Genomic DNA, 26,148 nt, shown 5'->3' with positions numbered 1-26,148 from the left:
GGACGCGATGCATTGCCGTTGATCAGAAGGTGTTGAAAGGCCAGAAGTCGATGCGGATGGCGTTCTTGCGGCGCAGTCCTTTCGGTTTCGCCGTGAGCGAGACCGGGCCGCCGATGGTGCGCAGCACCTTTTCGTCAACATCCACGGCATCAAGAACGATGGTTTCCCCCTCGGTGATGAGGCGGATCTCGCCCTTGTTCGTGTTGAGCAGGCTGCCCTGATAGTTGGTGAACAGGCGCCCCCAGTGTCCGATGAACAGGCCGGAAATCCCCGATGGCCTGGCATAGAATTCCTTCCAGTAAAGCGGCTCGAAGTGAATGCTCCTGCTGGAAATTTCAATGCCCTGCGTGGCGGTGAGACTGCCGCCATAGTCATACCAGCTCTTGCCGGCCTTGATGGTGATCTTGCCGGTGGCGAAAATGCTGGCGGTTTCCGTTGTGATGTGCGAAGAGCCGCGATAGGTGCAGAACATCAGGAAACAGCGGCGCTTGATGGTTGTCTTGCCAAGCGCGATCGAAATGTTCTGCGCCGTTTCGGCAATGTCCAAATTCACGTTGCCGGCGGCGATTTCGCTGCCGACATTGCGCATGGTCTTTGCCTGAATGTGAAGATCGCCCGCAGCCTTGATTTGTCCGATCTCCTTTCCGACAAGCAGGTTGCCATAAAAGTAAGTTTTCTTGTTGGAGCCGAGCAGCCGGGGAAGCCCTTTGGTCTTGCGCTTGATCCTAAAGGATTCGCGCCGGGCATCGTTGAGCACGCCGTTTTCCGTTTCGAGCGTGATGTCGGCTTCCGAAAGCAGGCGTCCTGAGAGGTTTTCGATGCCGGCCTTGGCGCTGATATAAAGCGCTTCCTTCTGCGAATAGATGGAGCCGATGCGGTCCACCGCCAGGGTGCGATTGATGAGCTTGCCGTCGGTGATGATCGTAACGCCGCCTTGCGACTGATCCGAACCGCGGATGCGGATCGTGCCCTGGATCAGGCCGCCGTCGTTGATGACATCGCCGGTGAAGGTTCCAAGCACGCCGCCCAGACGGGCTTCGAGCAGGCTTCGGCGAACAGTGTTGCTCCGGACCTTAAGCGCGCTTGCAGAAAGAAAGACGGAATCATCGGCGACAATTTCCTGCCCGATGGCGGATATGGTTCCGGATTCTGACAGCAGGTGAATATTCGCGGTCGATTGCATCGTGCCGTTTGTCAGAGAAAGGCCCTCTCCGGCGCCAACGTGTATGCGGCCTTTGCTGTCGATTTCCGTATCATCGATATCGATGCTCTCCTGAGCGGAGAGATCAATGCCGTGTTCATTCGTGGTCATGCGTGAAATAAAGCCGGAGCCTGCCGAAATGGATATGCCCCTGTCCGCCCGCATGCTTATGGCCCCGGGGGCATCGAAATCCGCTGTGGCCCGCCTTGCGGCGCGATAGATAACGCCGGTGGAAGTGATGTTGCCGCTGGCGTCAATCTTGATGCCGGACTGGGTGGATTCGATTTCGCTCTGACGCGAAAGACTTCTCAATGAGACAGCCCTGCCGGTGATGCGCACGTGATCCCGTGCTTTGACGTGTGCATCGTTTATGTCCACATCGCCATCGCCCGAAATGGTGATGGCTCCTTGCGAGGATATGACATCACCGCTGAGTCGGACACCGGCCCCCCTGGCATTGACGGCAATGCGAATGGCACCGCCGTTGAGATGCGCCCCCTGCTCGATGGTGACCAGATAGGTATCGCCGTTGCGACCATCGGCCGTGAAAGTGATGAGGCCCTCCGGTTTGTCAATCGGGATCTGCTCATTGACTTTGGCGCTGCCTGTGCCCGCTTCCAGGACGAGGTTCCTGTGTTCTCCGGCCGTGATGGGCGCGTTGATGCGCAGCTTGTGGCTGAGCAGGTGGACCTGGCTCATTCTGGCGGCGAGGCCCTGTCCGGTTACGTGAATATCCCCGCCGGAAATGGTCAGGCGATTTTTCGACCTGGACCAGGCACCGGTGGCGAGAACCAGGCCGCCGATGTTGTGAAAGGACGCGCCATCGACAGTGATGCCGTTCGGATTGGCGATGATGACGTGCGCCTTCTGCCCCAGCACCGAGAGCGGGCCGTTCAGCCGGCTGCGTCTTGTGGAGACGACCTCGTTGAGAATGATGCGGGCCTTTCTCTGGCGATTGTCCAGGTCCACGCCGGCAGCGGGCACGTCGAAGCGGATGTAGCGGTTGTGGCTCAAACCGCCTTTTTCCACAGGCGCGATCTGCACGGTGGTGCGTCCGTTCTGGCCTGTGGTCACCTTGGTGCGGTTATCGGCGGCGCTAACGGGCGCATCAGAGCCGGCCCATGCCTGTGCACACGCAAGCAAGGCAAGGTGTCCGCATGAAAGGAACAGGCACGCCAGCCGGCCAGACCGAAGCCTGGGGCCTGAAATGGCGCGGAACGAGACATTTTGACCGGAGTTGTCCGGAGTGTCTCTCACCACCCTGCACGCAAATTTTTCAATCAGGGATTGTTCAGCCATTTCACCGTCGCTCTCCCCCCATCACGTCATGAATCCGCCCAGGATTCGAACACGTGCGCGCACGTATATCATATGTTGCGGAATACGCACAATATCGGTGTGTATGGTTGTATTTTCTGCCCCATTCTGACACGCAACCATATCTGGGGATTATGTAGATCTTGAACTATCGCGCAAAGGTGGTATTAAGACGTGCTACGTATGGTTGTCTCTCGCGTGGAGTTATTTTGCATATTGATGCGCGGAAGGGTTGGGATTTGGGCTGGTGCATGAAGGGGGCAGCGGCGGGTGTCGTGATTGCCTGACTGATCGGGAACGATCCCTTCCGGGCGTTCGCTTTGGTCGGTCTCCCTGGCCTGCCCGGGGGTCGGTCTGAGAAGGGGAGAGCATGAAGGATAAGACATCCATGCATGCCCGGGTTCGGCTGAAAGACGTCCTGAAAGCCACGTTTCTTCAGCTGGGCGCTCTGCTTGGGCATGCGGCGGCGCTGTCGATGGTTTTCCTGCAGATCCTCTGGCCGGTTTTAGAGGCCAGGGCGGCCGATGGCATTGTCATCGATCCCACGGCGCCGCGCGGGCAGCGCCCCTCTCTCGACCGGTCGAACACGGGCCGGACAGTCGTCAACATCACCGCGCCGAAAGCCGGCGTGTCTCACAACCGCTATACATCTTTCTCCGTAACGCGGGGCGTGATTTTCAACAATTCAACCCGAGACGGGCAATCGGTCACCGGCGGGTTCGTTCGGGCAAATCCCAATCTCTCCCAGTCCGGGCCGGCACATCTCATCGTCAACGAAGTGCGGGGGCAGAAAAGCTCGTATCTGCGTGGCGACATCGAGGTGTTCGGGCGGCGCGCCGATCTGGTGATCGCCAACGAGAACGGGGTGATCTGCGATTCCTGCCGCTTCGTGAACGTGGGGCGCGCAACGTTGTCCTCCGGTCAGCCCCGCCTGCTCACACAGGGGCGTGTGCAGCTCGATATCCGCAGAGGTGGTGTCGGCGTCTGGAAAGGCGGGCTCGAAACCAAGGGGGCCATCACGCTTGCCGGGCGACACGTGGTGATCAACGGGCGCATCAGTGTGGATGACGTGCTCGAAATTACGGCCGGTGCCCACACCTACGAGCTTGGAAAAGGCGTGGTCGCTCCTCTGATCGGCGGGCGACGCGATGCGCCTCATGCAATCGATGTTTATGACGAGGGGAGGCTTAATGCACGCGAGATCATCATTCGCGGCGCCGAGCCCGGCCTGGGGATCCGTCTGGACGGCTATCTCTCGGCTACGGATCGAGTCGCAATCGTTTCGACTGATGGTCTGACCTTAAACAGCCTCCGCTCCGGAGGAAACGTGGACCTGAAGGCCATCGGCGGGATCGTTCAGCGGGGCACGCTGGAGGCTGCCGGCGATGTGACCGTGGCCTCGGAAACTTATGCGCTTCTTGACGGCGGGCTGGTGCAGGCCGGCGGCCGGGTTTCCTTCGAAACGCGCGATAGGCTGGACCTGGCGGGAACGGTTTCGGCTAACACCATCACCGTTTCGGCGCAGGGGCGGATGTACAATCTTGGCACCCTGCTTTCGGGAACGACCGTGTCCCTGAAAGGCGCCGGGATCATCAACGGACAGCCGCTCAACACCCTGACGGTGGCGCCGGCCCTGCCCATTGACATGCCGCGCTATCGCCCCTGGCTTGAGGACTATCTGCACACGACTCCCGACGGGTGGCTTGCGCCCTATTACCGCGATCTGATGACGCGCGAAGGGGGCGCGCATCTTCTGCGCGGTGATCGTTCAGGCAAGGCAGGCGATATCGAAGGCCAGACCATAGAGATTGCCGCGCGCGAAGAGGACGTCATCAATCGCGGCGGACACATCGTGGCGCGCAAGGGGCTGAGGATTGCGGCCGCGCGCGATCTTTTCAGTGGTGATGAAAAAGCGGGGGGATCCGGGTGTGCGGGCGACGGACTGGCTGCCTGCATGCTGGCGGCCGGGCTGTCCGCTGACGAGTCGGGCCGGCCCGGCTTCCTCAACGCCGGGCAGGGGCTGAGCCTGAAAGCGGATCGGGACATCGTCATTGATGGCTATTCCATCGGTGGCGGTGCTTTCACGGCGAAGGCCGGTGGCAATCTGGTGCTGCACAATGATGACGCCTCAAGCACGCCGCTGCAGCTGTCGGCGGTGGAGCTGCAGGCGCGTGAGGGGCGCATCGATTTTGTGCGTGATGTCACCGCCGAGGAAGGCATCACGATGGTTGCCGGCGGCGATCTGCGGCACGGGCGGCTGACGGCGGGCGCGGACATCGGGCTTGCGGCGAAAGGCCGGATTGAGGGCGCCGGGGCGGTGGCCGGTGGCGCGCTGACGATTGCCACAGACGGCGACATAACGGAGACGGGCGCGCTGCAGGCCGGCCGCGCCCTCATGGTCGAAAGCAGTGGCGGCGCTGTGCACGTGCAGGATCGCGTTGAGAGCGGCGCCGATGCGGTGCTGCAGGCAGGCGGTGATCTTGTGGCCGATGGCACGCGTATGGCGGCAGCGGGCGATCTGACCGTGGTGGCGGGCGGGTCCGTCTTTCTGCGGTCGCAGGCAACGGGCGCGCGGGAAACGATCCTGACCTACAATGGCCAGCCGCATGGGCTGGAAACCTGGCGGGAAGAGCGGCGCGACGCGGTGCGGCGTGCCGATCTGAACGCCGGGGGCCTTCTTGTCATTGACGCCGGAGAGGACATTCTGCTTCGCGCCACGAAATTTTCGGCGACTGGCGATCTGAGCCTGAGCGCGGGCGGCGATATCTCTGGAGAGCCCATCACGCAGACCTTTGAGGCCACGGAGCGGGTGCGCCGCTGGCAGCGGCTCGCCAGCACGTCCGGCACTTCCGAAGACTGGACCTTCCGTGAAGAGGAGCAGACAACCAGCGGCCGCCGCACATTGAAGACCGAATTGCATGGCCGCACAGTCAGCCTGCAGGCGGGCGGAGCGCTCCGATTGGACGGGCTTGAGGTCAGCGCACGAGAAACCTTCCTTGTGGCCGAGAGCGGCGATCTGTCCCTTACCGGGCTTGACAGCCTCGATCACGCCGGCGATGTCATCCTGCGCACGCCGGAGACGCTCACGCTGCATGCGGATCATCTGGCGGCGGATCGGGTGGATTTCGGCACGCCGAAGGCCTTCGATTTCGCAGGTGCCATCGATTTTGGCGCGCGCCAGCTTGCCTTGTCCGGGCTTGCGTTTTTCACCAACCGCGGCAGCATCCGCGCCGCGTCTGTCCGTGTCGCGGCGGAACGCATCGACGGCGGCGGCGACTGGCAGACGCCCGGCATCCTCTCCCTGCAGGCCACGGCCGGGGGCATCGCGCTGGGCACAGCCGAGGCCGAGGGCATGCAGCTGCGTGCCGATCGCGGTTCGATCACCGCCACCGGCCTTCTGGATGCGGGCGCGGCGGATCTCGTCATCGATGCCGGCACGGAGGTGTCGCTTGCCGGCCTGACGGCGCGGGATGCCTCGGTTCTCGCCCGGGACGGCACCATCGCGCTCAAGAGCGGCGCACCCTATGAGGTGAGCGGCAGCCTGCTGCTCAATGCCAGCGCGGCCCTGCGGCTGAACGGCGGGCTTATCTTGCGCAGCGGCGGCGCCATGACGCTGCATGCCGGTGGCGATCTCACCCTTGCCGGGCTGCTCGACGGGGAGACCTTCACGCCGACCCGGCTCACTGCCGGCGGAGATCTGTATTTGAGCGCCGGCGGCTCCATCACCAACACCGGCGGCATCGTCGAGGCCGGGGGGCACCTAAGTGCCGTTGCCGGAGAAGACATCGTCAACACCGCCCAGAAGCGCGTCTTCAAGCTGGACAACGGTCTTGAGGGCTTCGCCTACGAACCGGCACGTCTGGTCGCCGCCGGCGGGCTGATGCTCTATGCCGGGCATGACATCCGCAACGTCGGCTCGGAGATCAGCGGCGATGCCTTCGTGCACCTTACCGCGCTGAACGACGTCTTCAACACCGGCATCGCGGAGAAGTACGTCAGCGAGGACTACTACCGCAAGGAAAAGAAAAGGAAGTGGTATGGCAAGAAGACCATCAAGGTCTGGCGCCGCTATCATGAAACGGCGGTGCTGGTCCCGGCCACGATCCGCTCGGCCAGCGGCGAAATCACCATCAAGGCCGATCGCGACTTCGTCCAGGAGGGCGGGGTTGTTGAGGCCCGCGGGGCGCTGAGTGTCGATGCCGGGCGTGACGTGAAGCTGCTCTCCCAGTTTGTGGCGCTGACCCATATCGATTTCTACAAGAAGAACAGCTCATGGGCGGGGCTCGTTAGCCTGAGCAAGCTGCGGGATGATGAGCATTGGACGACGGTTGAAACGCTGGCCTCGGAACTGAAGGGCGAGACGATCGATCTGCGGGCCGGGCGTGATCTTGAGGCGAAGGGCGGTGTGCTTCTGGCGCAGGGCGACATCACCTTGCGCATTGCCGGCAACATCAAGATCGATCCGCTCACCTACGAGACCCATTATACGCATGACTACTCCAGGTCCGGCTTTCTCAAGCTGACGAAGAAGAAGCGCAACGTCAGCCGCGATGAGACCCATGTTGATGATACGGCGCTCAAGACGGATCAGAGCCTGACCCTGCGCTCCGAGACGGGCAATGTCACCATCAAGGCGGCGAACCTCGAGGCGGGGCGCGACATCGCCATCGAGGCGCCGCAGGGCAAGATCGCGCTGCTGGCGGCGACGACGCGCGACTTCGAGCGGGAGGTTACCTATTCGCGCAATCCGGTCTGGTGGAAGCGCCGCGACAAGGGCCACGAGATCGAGGAAGCCATCCTCACCCGGCTGCAGGCGGGCGGGTCCATCCGCATCCGGGCGGGCGAGGGGGTGGTGGTGGACTTTCGGGTCAAGCCCGGGGAGACACCGGTTGAGGCGTTGCTGCGGCTGATCGAACTGCCGCAGTTTGCCTGGATGCGGGATCTTGTCGGGCGCAACGGCGTTGAGCTGCGCCCGGTGCAGGAGGTGGCGCGGCACTGGGACTACAAGGCGGAAGGGCTCACGCCGGGGGCGGCGGCCTTCATCATGCTGGCGGTGGGCCTGGCCACGCAGGGGCTGGGCAACAGTCTGGGCACCGCGCTTGCGGGCGGCATGGGCCTGGCCGAAACCACGGCGGGAACGATGCTGCAACAGGCGGTGGCGGCCGGGGTGCAATACATGAGCGGCCGCGCCGCGGTGGCCCTGGTCAACAACAAGGGCGACATCAGCAAGGCCCTCAAGGAACTGACCTCCTCCGACGCCCTCAAATCCCTGGCCACCACCCTGTTCACCGCCGGTCTCACCGCCGGCATGGACGCCGGCATGTTCGCCAACCTGGGGCTCAACCTCGGCCCTGGCGGCAGTGGCGAGGGCGTGCTCGGCTCCATCGTCGCCGATCTTCCGCGCCAGGTCGCAGAATCCACCCTCCGCGCCGCCATCAGCACCGTCATCGAGGGCGGACGCTTTGACAAGACCCTGCTGAATTCCTTGCGCGCCGTGGGTGTCAACCAGGTTCTGGGCGCGGTGCAGGGGGTGATCGGGGATCTCACCGACGGCGCCGGGGGCCCGGATCTTCCGGTGATGAACATGATCGCCCATGCGCTGGCCGGCGGCCTTGCGTCGAAGGCCATGGGCGGCACATTCGAGGCGGGGGCGGCGGCGGCGCTGTCCTCGGCCATGGCGGCCAATGCCGGGCTGTTCTCCGGGCTTGATCCGCGCACGCTCGATGCCGTCAGCCAGCTCATCGGCGGGGCGGCCGCCCTGCTCGCCGGCGGCGATGCCACGGATGTGACCCAGGGCGCCACCATCGCCCGCTCCGCCGCCTTCAACAATTACCTGACGCATGAAGAGATCAAGGAGCTTGCGCGCAGGCTTAAATCTTGTAAGGAAAAAGATAAAAAGTGTAGACTTAATATATCACTTGAATATTTAGAATTATCAAAAGAAAATAGCAAAGCATTGTATAGTTGCGGAATAGATAATGTTTGTGTTTTAAAACATATATATCTTATAAATGAGGCGTATAATGATTTGGATAAATACCTTTCAGATATAGACATAGATCCATGGGTAAGAAAAAATCTGATAATGTATCAGAATGCAGATACTATGCACGCGCTTGAAGCGTACTTTTACAACCTTCACCTTCAGAAGGCGTGCCCATCACTTGATACATCCTGTGTTGAACGTGAAAAAACCAAGGATAGAGCCAAGAAAATCGGCGAAATCATCATAGATTTTACACCGTTCATTGGTGATATCAAGGCCTTTTACGAGGCGGGAAAATCCGGCGATCCATTAGACTGGGTCGCTGCCATTATCGGCATAGTCCCGGCAGCGGGCGATGCAGCCGCCAAGGAGCTGAAGCTGCTTCGGCTGGCCAAGGCAGGCAAACTGAAAGGGCTCTCCCGCGCCGAATTCGACAAGCTCCCGGAAGTCGCCCATTTGAGCAAGGCCGAGCGCGATCAGGCCTATTTCCGCTATGTTTTGGCCAAAGGCGGTGATCTCCCGCTGAAAACCTCGCGTTTCAACGGGATAACGCCACGGAATGCCGATGAAGAACGTTTCCTGAGAACTCTTCGCCTCGCCTTCAGCGAAAAATCAGTCTGGAACCAAGTGACCCGGCATCGCGGCAATATCATCGTACAGCGTTCCGATATCGAGTTAAGTATTCAAAATTTGCGAAACATGAAAAATGGATTGGCGCCAATGATAAAAAATAACGAAGGGGAATGGGAACGTGTAGTTCTTCATCATATAGGGAGAAAGGATGGAAGACTTATTGAGGTATTGGACTCTCAAAACCGATATGATAGAAAGGGTGGGCCGTTGCATATTCCCGGACCTGGAGGGCCTGTTCAAAGAGACTTGAAAAGAACATACTGGAAGCATCGCTTTAATGAATTAGTGAAGTCAGAGAAAGTTGATCCAAAAGTTCTGGAAAAGCTGAATAAGTAAAAATGATGAAGATTAGGAAATATAATATACCTGATTATGTTGACGTTGCGGGGCCAGCTTCAGAAGATAAAATTCTTGTTGCAGAAAGAGAGCTTGGTGTAAAATTTCCATCAGAATACAGAGAATTTCTAAAAAAATATGGTGCTATTGCTGTGGCACCTTATCAGATAGCAGGAATTTTTGATTGGGATGAAACGGAACCCTCTTTATGGGATCATGTGGTTTATTTTACAAAGAGAAAAAGGCATACATTAGGTGAATATTTGCCTAAAAATTTGATATACTTATCTCATGACGGAATGGAAACGACCTTTTATCTCGACTGCTCGCCTGAGCATGCCGGGCGCGTTATCGCCATGGGGCCCGAAATTGGCGAAAGGGTGGTGGCGGAAAGTTTCGGCGAGTTTCTGGAAAAAATCCTCAAGGATGAGGATCCCGTTGGCGATCTGTGAATGTTCCGCAGGATGCGGGCGAGGCAACAGAGGCTGGCCGAGCATAAAAGCTCCAGCAAGGCCTCTGTCCGGAAACTGTCAGGTCACAGCTGCAAGCCGTCCAGAATCTGATCCGGCATTCGAAACGCCCGGGCTCCATGGGCTCATGCGCTGACGCATAATTCCGTTTTGCCTTTCGTCGCCACCGCTGCATTCATCCCGCACAACACAGGCGCGCGCAATCACCCGGCATTCCGGCCTCGCAGCTGAAGGGCGGGACGATCGATCCCCTGTCCTTCATGAGCCACAAGATGCTGCACGGGGCGCTGGGCTGCGCCCTGGGGGCGGTTTCCGGAGGCGGCAAGGGCTGCGCGGCGGGGGCGACGGGCGCCGTGGTCGGCGAGCTGATGGCGGAAATCTATGCGCACTCGGCGATCCAGGACGCCATGGCCGAGATTGGCAGCGGCGGGAAGCTTTCCGAGAAGACTTTCGCGGCGATCCGGCGCGATGCCGCCCTGATGGGCAAGCTGACGGCCATGGGGGCCGCCCTGTTCACGGGACAGGATGTCAATATCGCCGCGACAACGGCCGGCAATGCCATCGACAACAATTTCCTGTTCACGGCGATGGCCATCATCGGCATCGGCCTGACCATCTGGGATGCCTATGAAAATTACCGCAAGGGCGGGGCGATGGCGGCCCTGGAGGGGCTTGCCATGGACGGGCTGATCTCCCTTACGCCGCTGGCCGCCGGCAAGATCGCCATGAAGCTGGGCGGCAAGGAGCTCGTCTTCAAGAGCGCCGAGGCCGCCTGGTCCTATCTGAAGAAGACAAAGCTGTTTCAGAGGGCGGGGCAGTGTTTTGTTGCGGGCACACCGGTGCGGACGGTGGATGGCTACAAGCCCATCGAGGCCGTCAGGGCGGGTGATATCGTGCTTTCCCGCGACCCCGAGACAGGGGAGATGCGCCCTGCGCGCGTGAAGCGCACCTTTGTCCGGCGCGCGCATCGCGTGGTGTGGGTGACTTTGGCAAGCGCGGATGGTGCGCGCATGGAAACCCTGGGCACGACGGAGGAGCATCCGTTTCATGTGCCCGGGCGCGGGTTTGTAAAGGCCATCGCGCTGAAGCCGGGGATGATGGTGTCCTCCGCCGCCGGTGGCATGGGGCGGGCGCGCGTGTATCAGACCGGCGGGCCCCATGGGGATGACGCCTCCGGCTTCCTGCTGGTCAAGGCGCTGACCATTGATGACAGGCCGACGCGTGTCTACAACTTCGAGGTCGAAGGCACCCACACCTACTTCGTCGGCCACCTGAACGCCTGGGTGCATAATGCCTGCCTGCCACCCAAATCTGGCTTCAATAAACCGCACAAGAACTCCCTGGATTATGTAGGCGAAACGCATGTCTACAGCATCAGAGGACCGAATGGGACATACAAGATTGGAGAAAGCGCGCAGGGGACAAGGGTTCGTGACGGCGCATCGATCCGGGCCGAACAGCAGGCCAGGCGTTTGCGGAGAGAAACGGGAGAACAATATATAACAAAAATAAGAAAGGTGTTTCCCAACAAGCGGGCCGCCCGTGAATATGAAACCCGCCTGATTGAACGTTTTCGCCGTCGTTATGGAGAGGATGCATTGCCAGGAAACAAAACGAACCGATGAGTGGCGCAAGAAAAAATGACAATAAACTCGGCTTGGTGGGTGTGTCCCTCACTAGGGCGAGGACGCCACGGCATTTTTTTGACGTGGCTCCCAAGGTGGAGGAAGAGCTTGGGGCCCTCATGGAGTCGTCGGGTTATCTCGCCGATGCGCCATTCGAGTGGGTGACGCTTGCCTTGCGTTTTGGCCTTAAGAATGAAGAGAAGCCCCATTATCAAAGGATCAACAAGAAATATGGCGATCTTCCACTGGGAATCGAGGTGGATATCCGTGAAGTGCTTAAGGCCGATGAGGCTGGCCCCGAGGAATTGAAGCGGTTGTTTATGATCGCGTCGCTCAAGGCATTGATAGATGCCGGCAAGAAATACAATCTGCTGGTTCGGGAGATGGAAGAGTTGCTTGAGAAGCTCACCTCTGAGGAATAGTCAATCGCCCGCGCCCTGGAGATCGCCAAGGAGCGCGCTGCCGGGCAGAACGCTTAAGAGTATCGCAATTTCACAAACACACAATCCCTTGCTGACAACGTACCGGGTCATCCGCCGGGCGCGTGGCCAGGGCGGTTGCGGTAGTCTGCCGGCCGCGCCGCGGTGGCCCTGGCCAACAACAAGGGCGACATCGGCAAGGCCCTCAAGGAACTGACCTCCTCCGACGCCCTCAAATCCCTGGCCACCACCCTGTTCACCGCCGGTCTCACCGCCGGCTTGGACGCCAGCATGTTCGCCGACTTGGGGCTCAACCTCGGCCTTGGCGGCAATGGGGCGGGCCTGCTCGGCTCCATCGTCGCCGATCTTCCTCGCCAGGTGATGGAAGCCACCTTCCGCGCCGCCATCAGCACCGTCATCGAGGGCGGGCGCTTTGACAAGACCCTGCTGAATTCCTTGCGCGCCGTGGGTGTGGGCCAGGTTCTGGGCGCGGTGCAGGGAGTGATCGGGGATCTCACCGACGGCGCCGGGGGCCCGGATCTTCCGGTGATGAACATGATCGCCCATGCGCTGGCCGGCGGCCTGGCGGCGAAGGCCATGGGCGGCACATTCGAGGCGGGGGCGGCGGCCGCGCTGTCCTCGGCCATGGCGGCCAATGCTGGGCTGTTCTCCGGGCTTGATCCGCGCACGCTCGATGCCGTCAGCCAGCTCATCGGCGGGGCGGCCGCCCTGCTCGCCGGCGGCGATGCCGAAGACGTGAACCAGGGCGCCACCATCGCCCGCTCCGCCGCCTTCAACAATTACCTGACGCATGAAGAGATCAGAAAATTCGAACGCGATCTGAAGGCGTGCAAAAAAGATATCAAATGCAAGGCCAGTCTATTTCAATTCTATCAGGCGCTATCAAAACGGCATAGCCAAGAACTCAAGGCGTGCGGGCTCGATAATCTCTGTGTGGCGGAACATCTCCTGCGTATTGCCCAGGCGGTGGAGACGGCGGAGGAATTCAACAAGAATGCCCCGCTTCATCCCTGGCTGCGTGACAACCTGAATCTGATCCAGACGGCGGACTTCCGTCGCGCCGTCGCCATGTTCCGCTACAACCACCATCTGCAAGAGGTTTGCCCCGGCCTTGAAGCCAGTTGCGTGCAACGTGAGAAGCTGAAGGACAACGCGAAGACGATCGGGGACTTTGCGCTCGATGTCACGCCGGTGATTGGCGATATCAAGGCCTTTTACGAGGCGTGGAAATCGGGCGACCCGGTGATGTGGGTGGCAGCGGTTGCCGGCATTGTTCCGGGGGCCGGGGATGCGCTCTCCAAGGAGCTGAAGCTGCTTCGGCTGGCCAAGGCAGGCAAACTGAAAGGGCTCTCCCGCGCTGCATTCGACAAGCTCCCGGAAGTCGCCCATTTGAGCAAGGCCGAGCGCGATCAGGCCTTCCTGCGCTTTGTGTTGGGGGACGATGTGCGTTCTTGGAATCGATTTCAATCATCTACTAAAGGATTTTATGCTAGTCGAGAAGAGACGGCGAAGGCATGGGAGGAATACAAGAGGATACATTCCATCAAAACAGCCGCACAACGCAACAGAGCCGCGAAAAAATTCTTCTTGCGTCAATTGGCGGCCAGTGGAAAGGCGCCTAAATGGATGAATCAATGGCTGATAAAGGGTAAGGTCTCCCCGGGATATGAAGTGGATCACATCAAGCCTTTGTCGATTGGTGGAGAAGATAGCCCGCTTAACATGAGGCTTCTTGATATTAAAACTCATCGTGAGTGGCATACTATTTACAGCCCGTGGAGGAATCCAAAATGACAAAAAAAATGCTGAAATCGGTCCTTCATGATGGAGATAAATGGCAATATGAACAGAGTTGGTTGATGCCTCTTTGGGCGGAAGACGGTATCATATTTGTTACAGTTCCAGGCGCAAAGCCAAGACAGTTTGGCATGGTTGTCTATACAGGGGTTGAACTTTCACCCATGGATTTACTGGAAAGAATGGAGGAGAAAGGAATTCAGGTTTTGAACTCCGATAAACAATTATATGTATTAAGCGAATTTTTGAGGCTAATTCCAAATTTCCGAATAGGAGATATTGTCCGTTGTACTTATAAGGGTGGAAGCCTCCAACTTGAAAAGGAAATTTCGTTGGCGGCACGGGCACAAAGGAATCCGCTTCCATAAAAATAAAATAAAAGTAATAAAAGTAATATTTTTAGGAGATCTTCTGCAAATAAATGGTATTGTAATGATAAAGAAGCTTTACGAATTCGATTCAGCCTATGTGGCTGGACCGGCTTCCGAAGAGCAAATACGGGCAGCGGAGGAGGAATTGGGCGTGAAATTCCCAAGTGAATATCGGGAATTTCTTAAAGAATATGGCGCGCTGGCGGTTCATAAATATGACATTGCAGGGGTATTTGAGCATGAAGATGAAAATGAACCTCCTATGTTTTCGCATGTAGCAAATTGTTCAAGTGGGTTTAAGGAATTCTTGGAAGAGAATCTCCTTCCCATTTCAGATGACGGAATGGAAATATATTTTTATCTCGATTGCTCGCCTGAGCATGCCGGGCGCGTTATCGCTATAGGACCTGAAATTGGCGAAAGGGTGGTGGCGGAAAGCTTCGGCGAGTTTCTCGAAAAAATCCTCAAGGATGAGGATCCCGTTGGCGATCTGTGAATGTTCCGCAGGATGCGGGCGAGGCAACAGAGGCTGGCCGAGCATGAAAGCTCTAGCAAGGCCTCTGTCCGGAAACTGTCAGGTCACAGCGGCAAGCCGTCCAGAATCTGATCCGGCATTCGAAACGCCCGGGCTCCATGGGCTCATGCGCTGACGCATAATTTCGTTTTGCCTTTCGTCGCCACCGCTGCATTCATCCCGCACGTCAAAGGCGCGCGCAATCACCCGGCATTCCGGCCTTGCAGCTGAAGGCGGGACGATCGATCTGCGGGCCGGGCGTGATCTTGAGGCGAAGGGCGGTGTGCTTCTGGCGCAGGGCGACATCACCTTGCGCATTGCCGGCGCTTGGTTAGCCCTCACGTTTCGTGAACGGCGATGTTGTCGATCAGGCGCACCTGGCCCAAGCGGGCGGCGACGAGCAGGCGCAAGGGCTCTTGTGTGGCATCCTCAACGGGCGCGAGCGTTTCGGCGTTGCGGGCCTCGAAATAATCAACGATGAGGCCGGCGTTCTCGATCATGTCCCGGCCCTTCCGGCAGGCTTCGGACAGGGACGCGCCGTTCCTGATCGCGGCGGCCGCTTCTGTGAGCGCGCGGTAGAGAACGGCGGCCCGCTCGCGATCGGCCCTGGACAGATAGGCATTGCGCGAGGACATGGCCAGTCCGTCCGCCTCGCGCATGGTGGGGGCAGGGACGATCTTCACCGGCAGATCAAGATCCCGCACCAGCTGCTTGATGACGAGAAGCTGCTGATAATCCTTTTCGCCAAAGACGGCGACATGACAGCCCGACTGGATGAGCAGCTTGGCAACGACCGTGGCCACGCCATCGAAATGGGTGGGGCGGAAGGCATCCTCCAGACCGGCCTTTGCCGGGCCTTCCACATGCACGGTGGTGGCAAAGCCTTGCGGATACATCTCCTCCACGCTCGGCGCATACATGAGATCAACGCCGGCGGCGCGCAGCTTCTCGGCATCGCCGTCAAGGTCGCGCGGATAGGTGTCATAATCCTCGCCGGCGGCGAACTGCGTGGGATTGACGAAAACGGAGACGATGACCACGTCCGCATGGCGGCGGGCGGTCTCGACAAGGGAGAGATGCCCCTCATGCAGCGCGCCCATGGTGGGCACAAGCGCGATGGTGTGTTTCAGGGCACGCCAGGCATCGGCATGCAGGCGCAGTTCATCCGTCGTGCGGGCGATTTTCAGGGTTTTCATGCGGCATACCTCCCTGTGACGTGCGTAAATGCGGTATAGTGCACAAGGAATGGATCGGGAAAAGCGCTACACCATGACCAGAAAACCGCCCATCAGACAAGAACCGCAAGCGCCTGCCATTTCCAGCGCGGATGAGGTGGCGCAATTTCTGGAGCAGGTGCAGCGCATGCCGAAACCGGCGCATGCAGGCGGCAGGCGCGGGCGACTCATCTTCTCTCTGGATGCCACCATGAGCCGGCAGCCCACCTGGGACAAGGCCCAGCACTTGCAGGCGGAGATGTTCCATGCGGCGGCGGAGCTGGGCGGGCTTTCCGTGCAGCTGGTCTATTACCGCGGGTTCAACGAGTGCCGGGCATCGCGCTGGGTGGAGGATCCGCGGCGGCTGGCAGATCTGATGAGCCGCATCGACTGTCGCGGCGGATATACCCAGATCGGCCGCGTTCTTGGCCATATCCGCAAGCAGGCGGAACAGCGGCGCGTGGCTGCGGCGGTGCATATTGGCGATGCCTGCGAGGAAAACATGGACGAACTGGCGCAGAAGGCGGGCGAGATTGCGCTTTTGGGAGTGCCGGTGTTCATGTTTCAGGAAGGGTATGATCCCGTCGCTGCCGCGGCGTTCTCGGAAATTGCGCGCATCACCGGCGGGGCGCACTGCCGCTTTGATGAAGGCTCCGCTGCACAGCTCAAGGAGCTACTCTCGGCCATCGGCACCTTTGCCGCAGGCGGGCTTGTAGCCCTTGAACAGCGCACTGACAGAGGGGCGCGGCTGTTGCTTGAGAACCTGAGGCGGTAGCTGCACCATCATGCTATAACACCCCCATGCTGCGCATCTTGCCATTCATCCTGCTGCTGTTGCTGGCGTGGCTGGCGCTGAAGTGGTTCCTGAACACGCCGCCTGAGCGGTTGGCCAGGCTGTTGCGCCGTGGCGGGCGGCTTCTACTGCTGGCGGGCAGTGTGGCCCTCGGCATTTTCCTGACCGCGCGCGGGCTGGGAGAAGTGGGCCTGCCGCTCATTGCCTATGCCTTTTCCGCATGGCAACGGGGCTGGTGGCCCTGGGGCGGGCCGGACAGCGGTGCTGGTAGTCAGGGCGGCAGCAGGGGCGGGCGCCGCTCGGAAGTGCGCACGACAATGCTGCGCATGGAGCTGGATCATGCATCCGGCCGCATGGATGGCGAGGTGCTCGCCGGCACCTTTGCCGGGCGCTGGCTGTCGGATCTTTCCGATGCGGAACTCAAGGTTCTGCATGAGGAATGTGCGCGGGCCGGGGATCAGTCGCTGAAGCTTCTGGAGGCATGGCTGGCGCGAGAGCGGCCCGGATTTGATGCAGGCCATGGCGCGGCAGGCGGCACGACGCGGGGCGCGGATGCCGCGGAAGACGATGATGACGATGCCCGCATGACGCCGGAGAGGGCGCGCGAGATCCTGGGGCTGGGGCCGAAGACCACAGAAGAGGAGATCCGCGCCGCGCACCGGCGGCTGATGAAGGTGGCGCACCCGGACATGGGCGGCTCCGCCTGGCTGGCCAGGCAGATCAATCTCGCCCGCGATATCCTCTTGCGCGAACTCAGGCGGCGTTGAAACAGCGGTCCGTGATCCGTTCAAGCCGGTTGCAGCATCGTGCCGGCCTGCCTGTCCGCCCGAAAAACAAGCCTTGTTTGCACATCAAATCAGGAGATCAGGATCGGCGCGCGCATGCGGCGCTTGACAGAGGTCGTCATCACCGACATCGTTCGCCCAAAAATTCCCATGATCAGGGTGGAACGCATGGCGGAAAAGAAGGAAACGGCGCTGCCGGACTGGCGGCCACAAACGCGGGCGGTGCGCGCAGGCCTTGCCCGTTCCGAACATGGCGAGACGGCGGAGGCGCTCTATCTCACATCGGGCTTCGTCTATGAAACGGCTCAGGAGGCGGCGGCGCGCTTTGCCGGCGAGGCGGAGGGCTATGTCTATTCCCGCTATGCCAATCCCACCGTGCGCATGTTCGAGGAGCGACTGGCCGCGCTGGAAGAGGCGGAGGCCTGCATGGCGACCGCTTCGGGCATGGCGGCGGTGTTTGCGGCACTGGCCGCGCATCTCTCCGCAGGGGATCATCTCGTGGCGGCGCGGCAGGTGTTCGGCTCGGTCAACCGCATCATAACCGGACCGCTTTCCCGCTTCGGCATTACCCACACCTTCGTGGACGGACGGGACCTGAACGCCTGGCGCAAGGCGGTGCGGCAGCAGACGCGTGCCTTCATTCTGGAAAGTCCGGCCAATCCGACGCTGGATGTGATGGATATTGCCGCTATTGCCGAAATTGCGCATGCGCATGGGGCGCTCTTGATCGTCGATAACGTCTTTGCCACGCCGGTTTTGCAAAAGCCGCTGGCGCTGGGGGCGGATGTGGTCGTTTATTCCGCCACCAAGCACATCGACGGGCAGGGGCGAGTGCTGGGCGGTGCCGTTCTCGGCTCGCGCGCGTTCATCGATGATCATGTGCAGCCCTTCCTGCGGCATACGGGAGCGGCGCTTTCTCCCTTCAATGCCTGGGTGCTGCTCAAGGGGCTGGAGACGCTGCCGGTGCGCGTGCGCAGCATGAGCGAAAGTGCTGGCGCTATCGCCGCCTTCCTTGCCGAGCGGCTGGGGGCGGAAAACGTGCGCTATCCGGGGTTGCCCGATGATCCCGGCCATGCCCTGGCGCGGCGGCAGATGGCGGGCTTCGGTTCGCTAATTGCTTTCACGCTGCCGGAAGGCAGGGCGCAGGCCTTCCGTTTCATGAACGCCCTGAAGCTCATCGACATTTCCAACAATCTCGGCGATGCCAAAAGCCTGATCACCCATCCGGCCAGCACGACCCACAGCGCTCTTTCCGAGGAAGAACGGGCCGCGCAGGGGATCGGCGAAGGGATGGTGCGGCTCTCTGTGGGCCTTGAGGATGTGGAGGATCTTATCGCCGATATCGCCCAGGCCCTGGATGCGGCCGGCATAACCTGAGCCCGGCATGACCTGATCAGGCAGGGGCTGACCAGCTTTTATGCACACGGCACCTCTTGGTTTACCTGAAGCAAAGACGGGGATCGGTCCAGGCCGCCATGGTTCGCATCTCATTCCCGTGTGTGAAAGGTGCGGCTTTCTCTTTTGCTTCTTGTTCTTGTGAGGGCTAAACAGACGAAACAGCATATGGCCCATCGGCTTGATCTGGTTTTTCGCGAAAAGGATCTGGAAACGAAACGGATCGTCGTTCATGGTCACGGTGTATGAACAGGGCAGGGGGCGGGCGCGGCATCCGGAGAAGGCGCACCGGCCGGACAATCCGGTGGCGCGCAAGCCGGCGTGGATCAGGGTGAAGGCGCCGGTATCGGCCGACTATGCCGAAACGCGCCGCATCGTGCGCGAGGGCGGGCTGGCCACCGTCTGCGAGGAGGCGGCCTGTCCCAATATCGGTGAATGCTGGGCCCGGCGCCACGCCACCTTCATGATCCTCGGCGAGATCTGCACGCGCGGCTGTGCCTTCTGCAACGTGGCAACGGGCAGGCCGGATCCGGTCGATCCCGGCGAGCCTGCGCGTGTGGCCGAGGCGGTTGCCAAAATGGGCCTGAAGCACGCCGTGATCACCTCTGTGGATCGCGACGATCTTGATGATGGCGGGGCAGGGCAGTTCGCGGCGGTCATCCGCGCAATCCGCCGGACATCGCCCGAGACCAGTATTGAGGTGCTCACCCCCGATTTCCGCAACAAGCCCGGCGCGCTGGAGAAGGTGCTGGCGGCGGGGCCGGATGTGTTCAACCACAATCTGGAGACGGTGCCGGGGCTTTATCCCACCATCCGGCCGGGGGCGCGCTATTATCATTCCTTGCGGCTTTTAGAACGGGCGCGGGAGCTGGCGCCTGAAGTGTTCACCAAGTCCGGCCTGATGGTGGGCCTGGGCGAGACCCGCCAGCAGATCATGCAGGTGCTGGATGACATGCGCTGCGCCGGGGTGCAGTTCGTCACCATCGGGCAATATCTGCAGCCCACGCCCAAGCATGCGCCGGTGGCCCGGTTCTACACGCCGGAGGAATTCGCCGAGCTGAAGGCGGCGGCGGAGGCCAAGGGCTTTCTCATGGTGGCGGCAAGTCCGCTGACCCGCTCCTCGCATAACGCCGATGTGGACTTTGCGCGCCTGCGGGCGCGTGCACAGGCACAGCAGGGAACATCCTGAGCCGGTTGAGCCCGGACCGTTCTCAGCAGGATGGGGATCGCCCCGGCAGGGCAGGGGGATGCTCAGGCCTTTCTGCGTTTGCGGGGCGGAAAGTCCTCGCGCACGTCAGGGTGTTCTGCATGCAGGCACTGGCCATGATCGGCAAGGATTTCGAGCACGCGGCAGGTGCGCACGGATTGAGAGGGGCATTCCGCAATCATGCGGGAGAGCTCCTCATCCAGCGCCTGAAGCCCCGCAATCTTTTCGCGCACCTTATTCCGCACGCGGCGGGCAAGGGCATCGGCCTTTGCGCAGGGCGCGTCGGGATCGTCAATGAGGGACAAAAGGGCGCGAATGTCATCCAGGCTGAAGTCAAGGGCGCGGGCGTGGCGGATAAATTCCAGGCGCTTGCGGGCGTGTTCGTCGAAAAGGCGATAGCCCTTGGCCGAACGCGCCGCTGCAGGCAGCAGCCTTTCCTTTTCATACCAGCGCACGAGCTGGGGCGAGATGCCCACAGATTTGGCCAGCTGCGTGACCGTATAGCTTGCCATGGCCGGATTGTCCTTGTTTTCTAAAATGATCTCTTATCACAGAAGTCCGAAATGCGGAAACGCTGCCTCTTGACCCTACAGCTTTTGTAACCCTTAGGATCTGTATCTACTCGCCGCAGGGCGGCGCCTTTTTTCATCATGAGAGACGAACGGGATCATAACGGAGAACAGGCATGGCGGATCAGTGTTCCACCTCCGGCGGCGGATGCGGCTGCGGCGGGAATGTCACATTCGATGGCACATCCGCGGAATACCGGCGCCGCCTGTGGCTGGTGATTGCCATCAACGGGCTGATGTTTCTGGTGGAGCTGGTGGGGGGCGCCCTGGCCGGTTCGCGGGCGCTGCAGGCCGATGCGCTTGATTTTCTGGGCGATACGCTCACCTATGGCATTTCGCTGGCGGTGATCGGCAAGTCGCTGAAGGTGCGTTCCACCGCCGCCCTGTTCAAGGGGCTGTCCCTGTTTCTCATGGGGCTGTGGGTGGCCGGCTCCACGCTTTACAGCTTCTTCGTGCTGAACACGCCGCAGGCGCCGGTCATGGGCGCTATCGGTTTTCTGGCGCTTTCGGCCAATCTCCTCTCGGTGCTGCTCCTGATGCGCTACAAGGATGGCGATGCCAATGTGCGTTCTGTCTGGCTGTGTTCGCGCAATGACGCGGTGGGCAATGTGGCGGTGATGGCGGCGGCGGGGCTGGTGTGGCTGACGGGCACGCCCTGGCCGGATCTCGTGGTGGCGCTGGCCATGGCGGCGCTGTTCACCCATTCGGCCACGCGCATTCTCAAGCAGGCCCTGGCGGAATGGCGCCACGAGCATGCCCATTCCCATTCCGCTTCTTGAATGAAGAAACACGGGCGTTCGGAAAAAGGCAAAAACCGGCAAACCCCATGCAATAGAGGCGAAAGAGGGCGGGGCCGCCTCTTTCTTGCGTGGTCGGGCGCTCTGGGCAGGCAAAAAGAAAGCGGGCAACACACCCGCCAGATCCTTCTCCGTGTTTTCATGGAGCCTGAATTTTACGCGTCAGTGGATGTTTGCGCCCGATGCCTGCTTCGCTCAATGTTCCAGCGGCTTGCCGTCATCGAGTGAAAGGCGCACGTCCGTGGCCATCAGGCCCTTGGGACCATGGCCATAGCGCACATAGACCTCCTGCCCGGGCACGAGATCGGCAATCGCCGTCTTGCGCAGGATTTCCATGTGCACAAAGATGTCCTCGCCGCCGTCGCCCTCGTTGACGAAGCCGAAACCGCGCGTGCGATTGAACCACTTGACCTTGGCCTTGCGCCAGCCGGTCTCGGGCTTGACCTGCACATGCGTGCGCGGCACGCGCTCGGCCGGATGCACGGCCGTGGAGGCATCCATGCCGATAATGCGCAGAACCTGATACCCCTTCTGGCGCTTGACAATGTCACAGGTCACACGCGTGCCTTCCAGCGGCGGCTCGTACCCATCCCGCTTCAGGCAGCTGAGATGCAGCAGAACATCGGGCATGCCATTGTCCGGAATGATAAAACCATAGCCGCGGCCGACATCGAACCACTTGACGAAGCCGTCAATGCGATAGACGACGATGTCGGCATCGACGGGCGGGCCCTGCACGACCCGATAGCCGGGCTCTTCCTGGATCACGTTCTGAGCCCCGGCATTGGCTTGTGAGACCGTTTCGGCCTCCTGGCCGGACGATTGCTGCACACCGTGTGCCGGATCGGTCCGGTTGCTGTCCTTGTCCCCCGACATTCACGCACCTCAAGCCAGTTGATACCGTTACCCCCAAGGCAATTCGCCCAAATGTCCGGATGCGGGAGAAAGCGATCGTACCGAACAGTCATGCCCCAATCAGGGGCGCTGTCGTGTTACGGACGGTTGCCTTGCCCCCACTTTCCGGCTCTTTGGAGCGAATCGCCCAACGGCTCCCCTAGAGTGCTCCATTCGCGCCAGTTTGTATAGATGTGCCGCATCTGCATCTGTGGAAAAGCCTGCGCCATGGTAGCACACGCGCTGCGTGTGTCAAATGAGGCAGAGTTCCATCAGCTCGCGGCGCATGGTCTCAGGCAGGGCATCCAAACCCTTCACTTGCGGCAAGTCGGGGGGTGCGGCCTTTTCCACAAGATATCGCCAGCCCTGAAACGGCCGGTGCGGCGTGGGGCGCACGGGCACGAGTTCGGGATCCAGCTCGATGCGACAGCGGCGAATCCCCTGCGAATCAGTAAAACTTTCCAGAGCGAGAATACGCTGGCGAACGAGGATCTTGCCGCCGATAATCCAGTACAGTGAGCCGCCATCGAGGATTTCTTTGGCCCGGCGCGGCATCTGGCGGGTGATATGGGCGTTGCGGCCGGTGGTGGCGATGCGCCGCTTCTGAAAGGCGGCGAGTTCATCGGGATGATCAACGCCGACGCACAGTTTCAGAAGGTGCAGGGCCATGGCGTTCTTGTCACACCAGGATGGTCTCAATCATCCTCGTAGCGCAGGGTGCCCTGACGTTCCCGGCCCTTTCGCGCCACGAAGCCGGCATACCACCAGATGACCAGGGACATGATGAAAACCGCGGCAATGCCCAGCGCCTCGCCCCAGACGGTGAAGGGCACGCCATCCGCCCGCGCGCTGGAGAACCAGACATAGCCGGTTACGCCCAGCGTGATCCAAGTGAGCACGGAAAACCCCCGCAGGATCATGGCGAGCATGTCGAATAGGGTGCGTTCGTTGCGCTCCGGCATGACGGGCCCTCCCTGCCGTTCAAACGGGCATGCCAGGTTTGGATGCGGCATGCCGACCGGCAGTCATCATGCACTGCAAAGCCCCATGCGGGCAAGGTCATTTCCACCATTGCGGCGGATCAAGATCCAGCCCCGCGGCATCCTCCACATGTGCGGCCACGGTGAAAAGGGTTTCCTCGTCGAAGGGGCGGCCGATGATCTGCAGGGCGAGCGGCAGCCCCTCGGCGGAGAATCCGGCCGGCACCGAAATGCCCGGCAGCCCCGCCATGTTCACCGTGACGGTGAAGATGTCGTTGAGATACATCTGCAAGGGATCGTCGGTCATCGCGCCCAAGGGGAAGGCGGCGGAGGGCGTTGCCGGCGTGAGCAGGGCGTCTACCTGTTCAAAGGCCTTCTCGAAGTCGCGGCGGATGAGCGTGCGCACCTTCTGGGCCTTCAGGTAATAGGCGTCGTAATAGCCGGCGGAGAGCACATAGGTGCCGATGAGCACACGCCGCTTCACCTCCGCGCCAAAGCCTTCGGCGCGGGTGTTCTCATACATGCCGATGAGATCGTCGCCCTCCACGCGCAGGCCGTAGCGCACGCCGTCATAGCGGGCGAGGTTGGAGGAGGCCTCGGCCGGCGCCACGATGTAATAGGCAGGCAGGGCATATTTGGTGTGGGGCAGGGAGACCTCCACGATCTCGGCCCCGCGCTCGGCCAGCCAGGCCGCGCCCTGCTGCCAGAGGCGGTCGATTTCCTCCGGCATGCCCTCAACGCGGTATTCCTTCGGAATGCCGATGCGCATGCCCTTCAGGTCGCGCTCCTGCGTGGCGGCGGCGGCGAAATCCGGCACCGGAACATTGGCGGAGGTGGTGTCCTTCTCGTCATGACCGGCCATGGAGGTGAGCAGGATGGCGGCGTCCTTCACCGTGCGGGCGATGGGGCCGGCCTGATCGAGGGAGGAGGCAAAGGCGACAATGCCCCAGCGCGAGCAGCGGCCATAGGTGGGCTTGATCCCGACGGTGCCGGTGAAGGCGGCGGGCTGACGGATGGAGCCGCCGGTGTCGGTGGCGGTGGCGCCGGCGCAGAGACGGGCGGCAACGGCGGCGGCGGAACCGCCGGAGGAGCCGCCAGGCACGAGCTTTTCCTCCGAATCCTTGCGCCGCCAGGGGTTGATGGCCGGGCCGTAGTAGCTGGTCTCGTTGGAGGAGCCCATGGCAAACTCGTCCATGTTGAGCTTGCCCAGCATGACGGCACCGTCATTCCACAGATTGGCGGTGACGGTGGATTCGTAGGTGGGCTTGAAATCGTCGAGGATATGGCTGCAGGCCTGGGTGTGCACGCCGCGGGTGGCGAAAAGATCCTTCACGCCGATGGGAATGCCCTCCAGGGGCCGCGCCTCGCCCCTGGCGAGGCGCTCATCACTTTCCCTGGCCATCTCAAGGGCCTTGTCAGGCGTTTCCACCACATAGGCATTCAGGGCGCGGCCGGCGGCCATGGCGTCGAGATAGGCCTCAACAAGCTCGGTGGCGGTAAAGTCCCGGCGTTTTAAGCCTTTAAGGGCTTCGGCGATGGTGAGACGGGTCAGATCCGTCATCGGGCGGCTCCTGTCATGCTTTTGTGATCACGATCGTCTCGGCGTTGCGGCATTTCCGGCGAAACGGGCAAGGAATGCTCCGGAATCACTCCACCACCTTGGGCACGACGAAGAAGTTGCCTTCCCGTGCCGGGGCATTGGCGAGAATGTCCTCCACGCAATCGCCGTCGGTGACGATATCCTTGCGCTTCTTCATCGGCATGTCCTCTTCCACCGAGGTCATGGGCGGTACGTTCTCTGTATCCACCTCGTTGAGCTGCTCTACCCACTGCAGGATGGCCGACAGCTCGCGGGCGAGCGGCTTTAGCTCCTCGTCGGAAATGCGGATGCGGGCCAGACGCGCAATGCGGCGCACCGTTTCGGTATCCACGGACATCAGCGTCGCTCCTTATATTCCGGAAATCTCGATGCCGTCGCGGCCAGCCGGTTTGCGCTGTGATGCGCAGCGGCCGGAAAGCGCGGCCGGATGTTTGCGGACTTTGCGCCGGTGATACACGCAAGGGCGGGATGATGGCAACCGCATTTGCCATTCTCACATCCGGTTGGACATGCTGATGCGGTCTTGTGCTCTTGATGCGGGCGCGATGGCTTCACACATTCAAAAGGCGGGGGATGCGAAGACGTCATCCTGATGCATTTGAGCGAGGGAGGAGCATCACTCATGAAAGGCAAGCGGATCTGGGTCGTGGTGGCCGATGGCGCGCGGGCGCGGTTCTTCCTGGCCAATCAGGGCGGCCGCATCCTGGGGCCGGCGCTGGATCAGGTGCTGGTGGCCGACAGGCGGCCGAGCCGCGAGCTTGTGACCGACAAGCCGGGGCGGACGAAGGATCGCGCGGCCTATGGCCGGCATGCCATGGAACCCCCCACCGATCCGCATGAGCAGGAGCAGATCGCGCTGGCGCGCGAGGTGGCCCATCTGCTGGATGACGAACGGGCCAAGGGGCACTTCGACGAGGTGGTGATCGTGGCCGCGCCCCGCATGCTCGGGCACATTCGCACGGCGATGAGCGATGCGCTGCGCAAGATGATTCGCCGCGAGATCGCCAAGGACTTCTCCAAGCTGGAGGAGCGCGAGCTGAAAGAGCGGCTGGAGCCGCTGATCTGACCGTTTGCGGGTGATCCGGCCGCGTGGCCTAGAGGCAAAGCGTGATAAAAGGGGAGGGGCGAAGTCGTTTGCATGGCGTGATGCGTTAGGGCGCATGAGGGCTGTTGCGGCGTACGCCGAAAGGCCATGCATAAAAGCGCTTGCGCAGGCGCGCAGGC

General features: G+C 61.0%; 21 protein-coding genes and 1 pseudogene. 14 read left to right on the top strand and 8 right to left on the bottom strand.

What is annotated here, in order from left to right; translation table 11 throughout:
- Positions 1 to 22: 22 nt before the first annotated feature.
- Positions 23 to 2,344 carry a filamentous hemagglutinin N-terminal domain-containing protein gene (locus EK16_RS10655; protein ID WP_038036989.1) on the bottom strand — a complete coding sequence of 774 codons (2,322 nt, stop codon included), beginning with the start codon at positions 2,342 to 2,344 and terminating at the stop codon, positions 23 to 25.
- 562 nt (positions 2,345 to 2,906) lie between these two features.
- On the opposite strand from EK16_RS10655, the gene EK16_RS10650 reads away from it, so the two are divergent.
- The 8 genes and pseudogenes from EK16_RS10650 (at position 2,907) to EK16_RS12035 (ending at position 14,672) form a co-directional block, all read left to right on the top strand.
- On the top strand, positions 2,907 to 9,473 hold the full coding sequence (locus EK16_RS10650; protein ID WP_038036987.1) for a two-partner secretion domain-containing protein: 6,567 nt from the start codon (positions 2,907 to 2,909) through the stop codon (positions 9,471 to 9,473).
- Positions 9,474 to 9,475: 2 nt separating this feature from the next.
- Positions 9,476 to 9,925, top strand: a complete 450-nt coding sequence (locus EK16_RS12050; RefSeq protein WP_081910490.1) for an SMI1/KNR4 family protein — start codon at positions 9,476 to 9,478, stop codon at positions 9,923 to 9,925.
- Between the two features lie 278 nt (positions 9,926 to 10,203).
- Complete coding sequence (locus EK16_RS12565) at positions 10,204 to 11,568, top strand: polymorphic toxin-type HINT domain-containing protein (RefSeq protein WP_231573674.1); 1,365 nt, start codon at positions 10,204 to 10,206, stop codon at positions 11,566 to 11,568.
- A complete protein-coding gene (locus EK16_RS10640; RefSeq protein WP_038036984.1) occupies positions 11,565 to 11,990 on the top strand; it encodes an Imm39 family immunity protein in 426 nt (141 codons plus the stop codon). Before EK16_RS12565 ends, EK16_RS10640 begins: the two co-directional genes overlap by 4 nt.
- 159 nt (positions 11,991 to 12,149) lie before the next feature.
- Positions 12,150 to 12,608, top strand: a pseudogene (locus tag EK16_RS12665) (DUF637 domain-containing protein); the annotation flags it as partial.
- The gene (locus tag EK16_RS12040; RefSeq protein WP_369793097.1) at positions 12,585 to 13,802 is read left to right on the top strand and encodes a VENN motif pre-toxin domain-containing protein; all 1,218 of its coding nucleotides are present in this window, start codon (positions 12,585 to 12,587) and stop codon (positions 13,800 to 13,802) included. The pseudogene EK16_RS12665 and the gene EK16_RS12040, both read left to right, overlap by 24 nt.
- Positions 13,799 to 14,173, top strand: a complete 375-nt coding sequence (locus EK16_RS12335; RefSeq protein ID WP_156098582.1) for a hypothetical protein — start codon at positions 13,799 to 13,801, stop codon at positions 14,171 to 14,173. Before EK16_RS12040 ends, EK16_RS12335 begins: the two co-directional genes overlap by 4 nt.
- Positions 14,121 to 14,672, top strand: coding sequence for an SMI1/KNR4 family protein (locus tag EK16_RS12035; protein ID WP_197059684.1), 552 nt, complete (start codon positions 14,121 to 14,123; stop codon positions 14,670 to 14,672). The genes EK16_RS12335 and EK16_RS12035 overlap by 53 nt, the downstream gene beginning before the upstream one ends.
- Before the next feature lie 356 nt (positions 14,673 to 15,028).
- Here EK16_RS12035 and panC read toward each other — a convergent pair whose 3' ends face one another.
- Positions 15,029 to 15,886 (bottom strand): pantoate--beta-alanine ligase, encoded by an 858-nt coding sequence (gene panC / locus EK16_RS10620; RefSeq protein WP_038036976.1) that lies wholly within the window; start codon positions 15,884 to 15,886, stop codon positions 15,029 to 15,031.
- A gap of 73 nt (positions 15,887 to 15,959) precedes the next feature.
- Here panC and EK16_RS10615 point away from each other — a divergent pair, with 73 nt between their 5' ends.
- The 4 genes from EK16_RS10615 to lipA all read left to right on the top strand — a co-directional run bounded on the left by EK16_RS10615 (position 15,960) and on the right by lipA (position 20,066).
- Entirely contained in the window at positions 15,960 to 16,679 is a 720-nt protein-coding gene (locus EK16_RS10615; RefSeq protein WP_156098581.1) for a vWA domain-containing protein, read from the top strand.
- A gap of 26 nt (positions 16,680 to 16,705) precedes the next feature.
- Complete coding sequence (locus EK16_RS10610) at positions 16,706 to 17,464, top strand: J domain-containing protein (RefSeq protein ID WP_038036970.1); 759 nt, start codon at positions 16,706 to 16,708, stop codon at positions 17,462 to 17,464.
- A gap of 186 nt (positions 17,465 to 17,650) precedes the next feature.
- Positions 17,651 to 18,859: an O-succinylhomoserine sulfhydrylase gene (gene metZ, locus EK16_RS10605; RefSeq protein ID WP_038037061.1), complete on the top strand. Its 1,209-nt coding sequence runs from the start codon at positions 17,651 to 17,653 to the stop codon at positions 18,857 to 18,859.
- A 250-nt stretch (positions 18,860 to 19,109) separates the two neighbouring features.
- Positions 19,110 to 20,066, top strand: a complete 957-nt coding sequence (gene lipA / locus EK16_RS10600) for a lipoyl synthase (RefSeq protein WP_038036968.1) — start codon at positions 19,110 to 19,112, stop codon at positions 20,064 to 20,066.
- Positions 20,067 to 20,128: 62 nt separating this feature from the next.
- On the opposite strand, the gene EK16_RS10595 is transcribed toward lipA, so the two are convergent.
- A complete protein-coding gene (locus EK16_RS10595; RefSeq protein WP_051929269.1) occupies positions 20,129 to 20,596 on the bottom strand; it encodes a MerR family DNA-binding protein in 468 nt (155 codons plus the stop codon).
- Positions 20,597 to 20,769: 173 nt separating this feature from the next.
- Here EK16_RS10595 and EK16_RS10590 point away from each other — a divergent pair, with 173 nt between their 5' ends.
- Positions 20,770 to 21,432, top strand: coding sequence for a cation diffusion facilitator family transporter (locus tag EK16_RS10590; RefSeq protein ID WP_038036965.1), 663 nt, complete (start codon positions 20,770 to 20,772; stop codon positions 21,430 to 21,432).
- 213 nt (positions 21,433 to 21,645) lie between these two features.
- Here the strand turns inward: EK16_RS10590 and EK16_RS10585 are convergent, their stop codons facing one another.
- The 5 genes from EK16_RS10585 to gatC form a co-directional block, all read right to left on the bottom strand.
- Entirely contained in the window at positions 21,646 to 22,326 is a 681-nt protein-coding gene (locus tag EK16_RS10585) for a cold-shock protein (protein ID WP_081910487.1), read from the bottom strand.
- A 270-nt stretch (positions 22,327 to 22,596) separates the two neighbouring features.
- Positions 22,597 to 23,013, bottom strand: coding sequence for a DUF1489 family protein (locus EK16_RS10580; RefSeq protein WP_038036962.1), 417 nt, complete (start codon positions 23,011 to 23,013; stop codon positions 22,597 to 22,599).
- A 26-nt stretch (positions 23,014 to 23,039) separates the two neighbouring features.
- Positions 23,040 to 23,306 carry a hypothetical protein gene (locus EK16_RS10575; protein WP_038036960.1) on the bottom strand — a complete coding sequence of 89 codons (267 nt, stop codon included), beginning with the start codon at positions 23,304 to 23,306 and terminating at the stop codon, positions 23,040 to 23,042.
- 97 nt (positions 23,307 to 23,403) lie between these two features.
- On the bottom strand, positions 23,404 to 24,885 hold the full coding sequence (gene gatA / locus EK16_RS10570) for an Asp-tRNA(Asn)/Glu-tRNA(Gln) amidotransferase subunit GatA (RefSeq protein WP_038036959.1): 1,482 nt from the start codon (positions 24,883 to 24,885) through the stop codon (positions 23,404 to 23,406).
- 85 nt (positions 24,886 to 24,970) lie between these two features.
- Positions 24,971 to 25,261 (bottom strand): Asp-tRNA(Asn)/Glu-tRNA(Gln) amidotransferase subunit GatC, encoded by a 291-nt coding sequence (gatC, locus tag EK16_RS10565; RefSeq protein ID WP_038036958.1) that lies wholly within the window; start codon positions 25,259 to 25,261, stop codon positions 24,971 to 24,973.
- Between the two features lie 285 nt (positions 25,262 to 25,546).
- Here gatC and EK16_RS10560 point away from each other — a divergent pair, with 285 nt between their 5' ends.
- Positions 25,547 to 25,990: a host attachment protein gene (locus EK16_RS10560; RefSeq protein ID WP_038036957.1), complete on the top strand. Its 444-nt coding sequence runs from the start codon at positions 25,547 to 25,549 to the stop codon at positions 25,988 to 25,990.
- The last annotated feature ends 158 nt before the right edge of the window (positions 25,991 to 26,148 follow it).

The sequence above is a fragment of the Thermopetrobacter sp. TC1 genome (assembly GCF_000746275.1).
Lineage (GTDB): Bacteria > Pseudomonadota > Alphaproteobacteria > Rhizobiales > Aestuariivirgaceae > Thermopetrobacter.
Note: the sequence above shows the minus strand (reverse complement) of the source record. Positions and strands in the feature narration are given on the sequence as shown.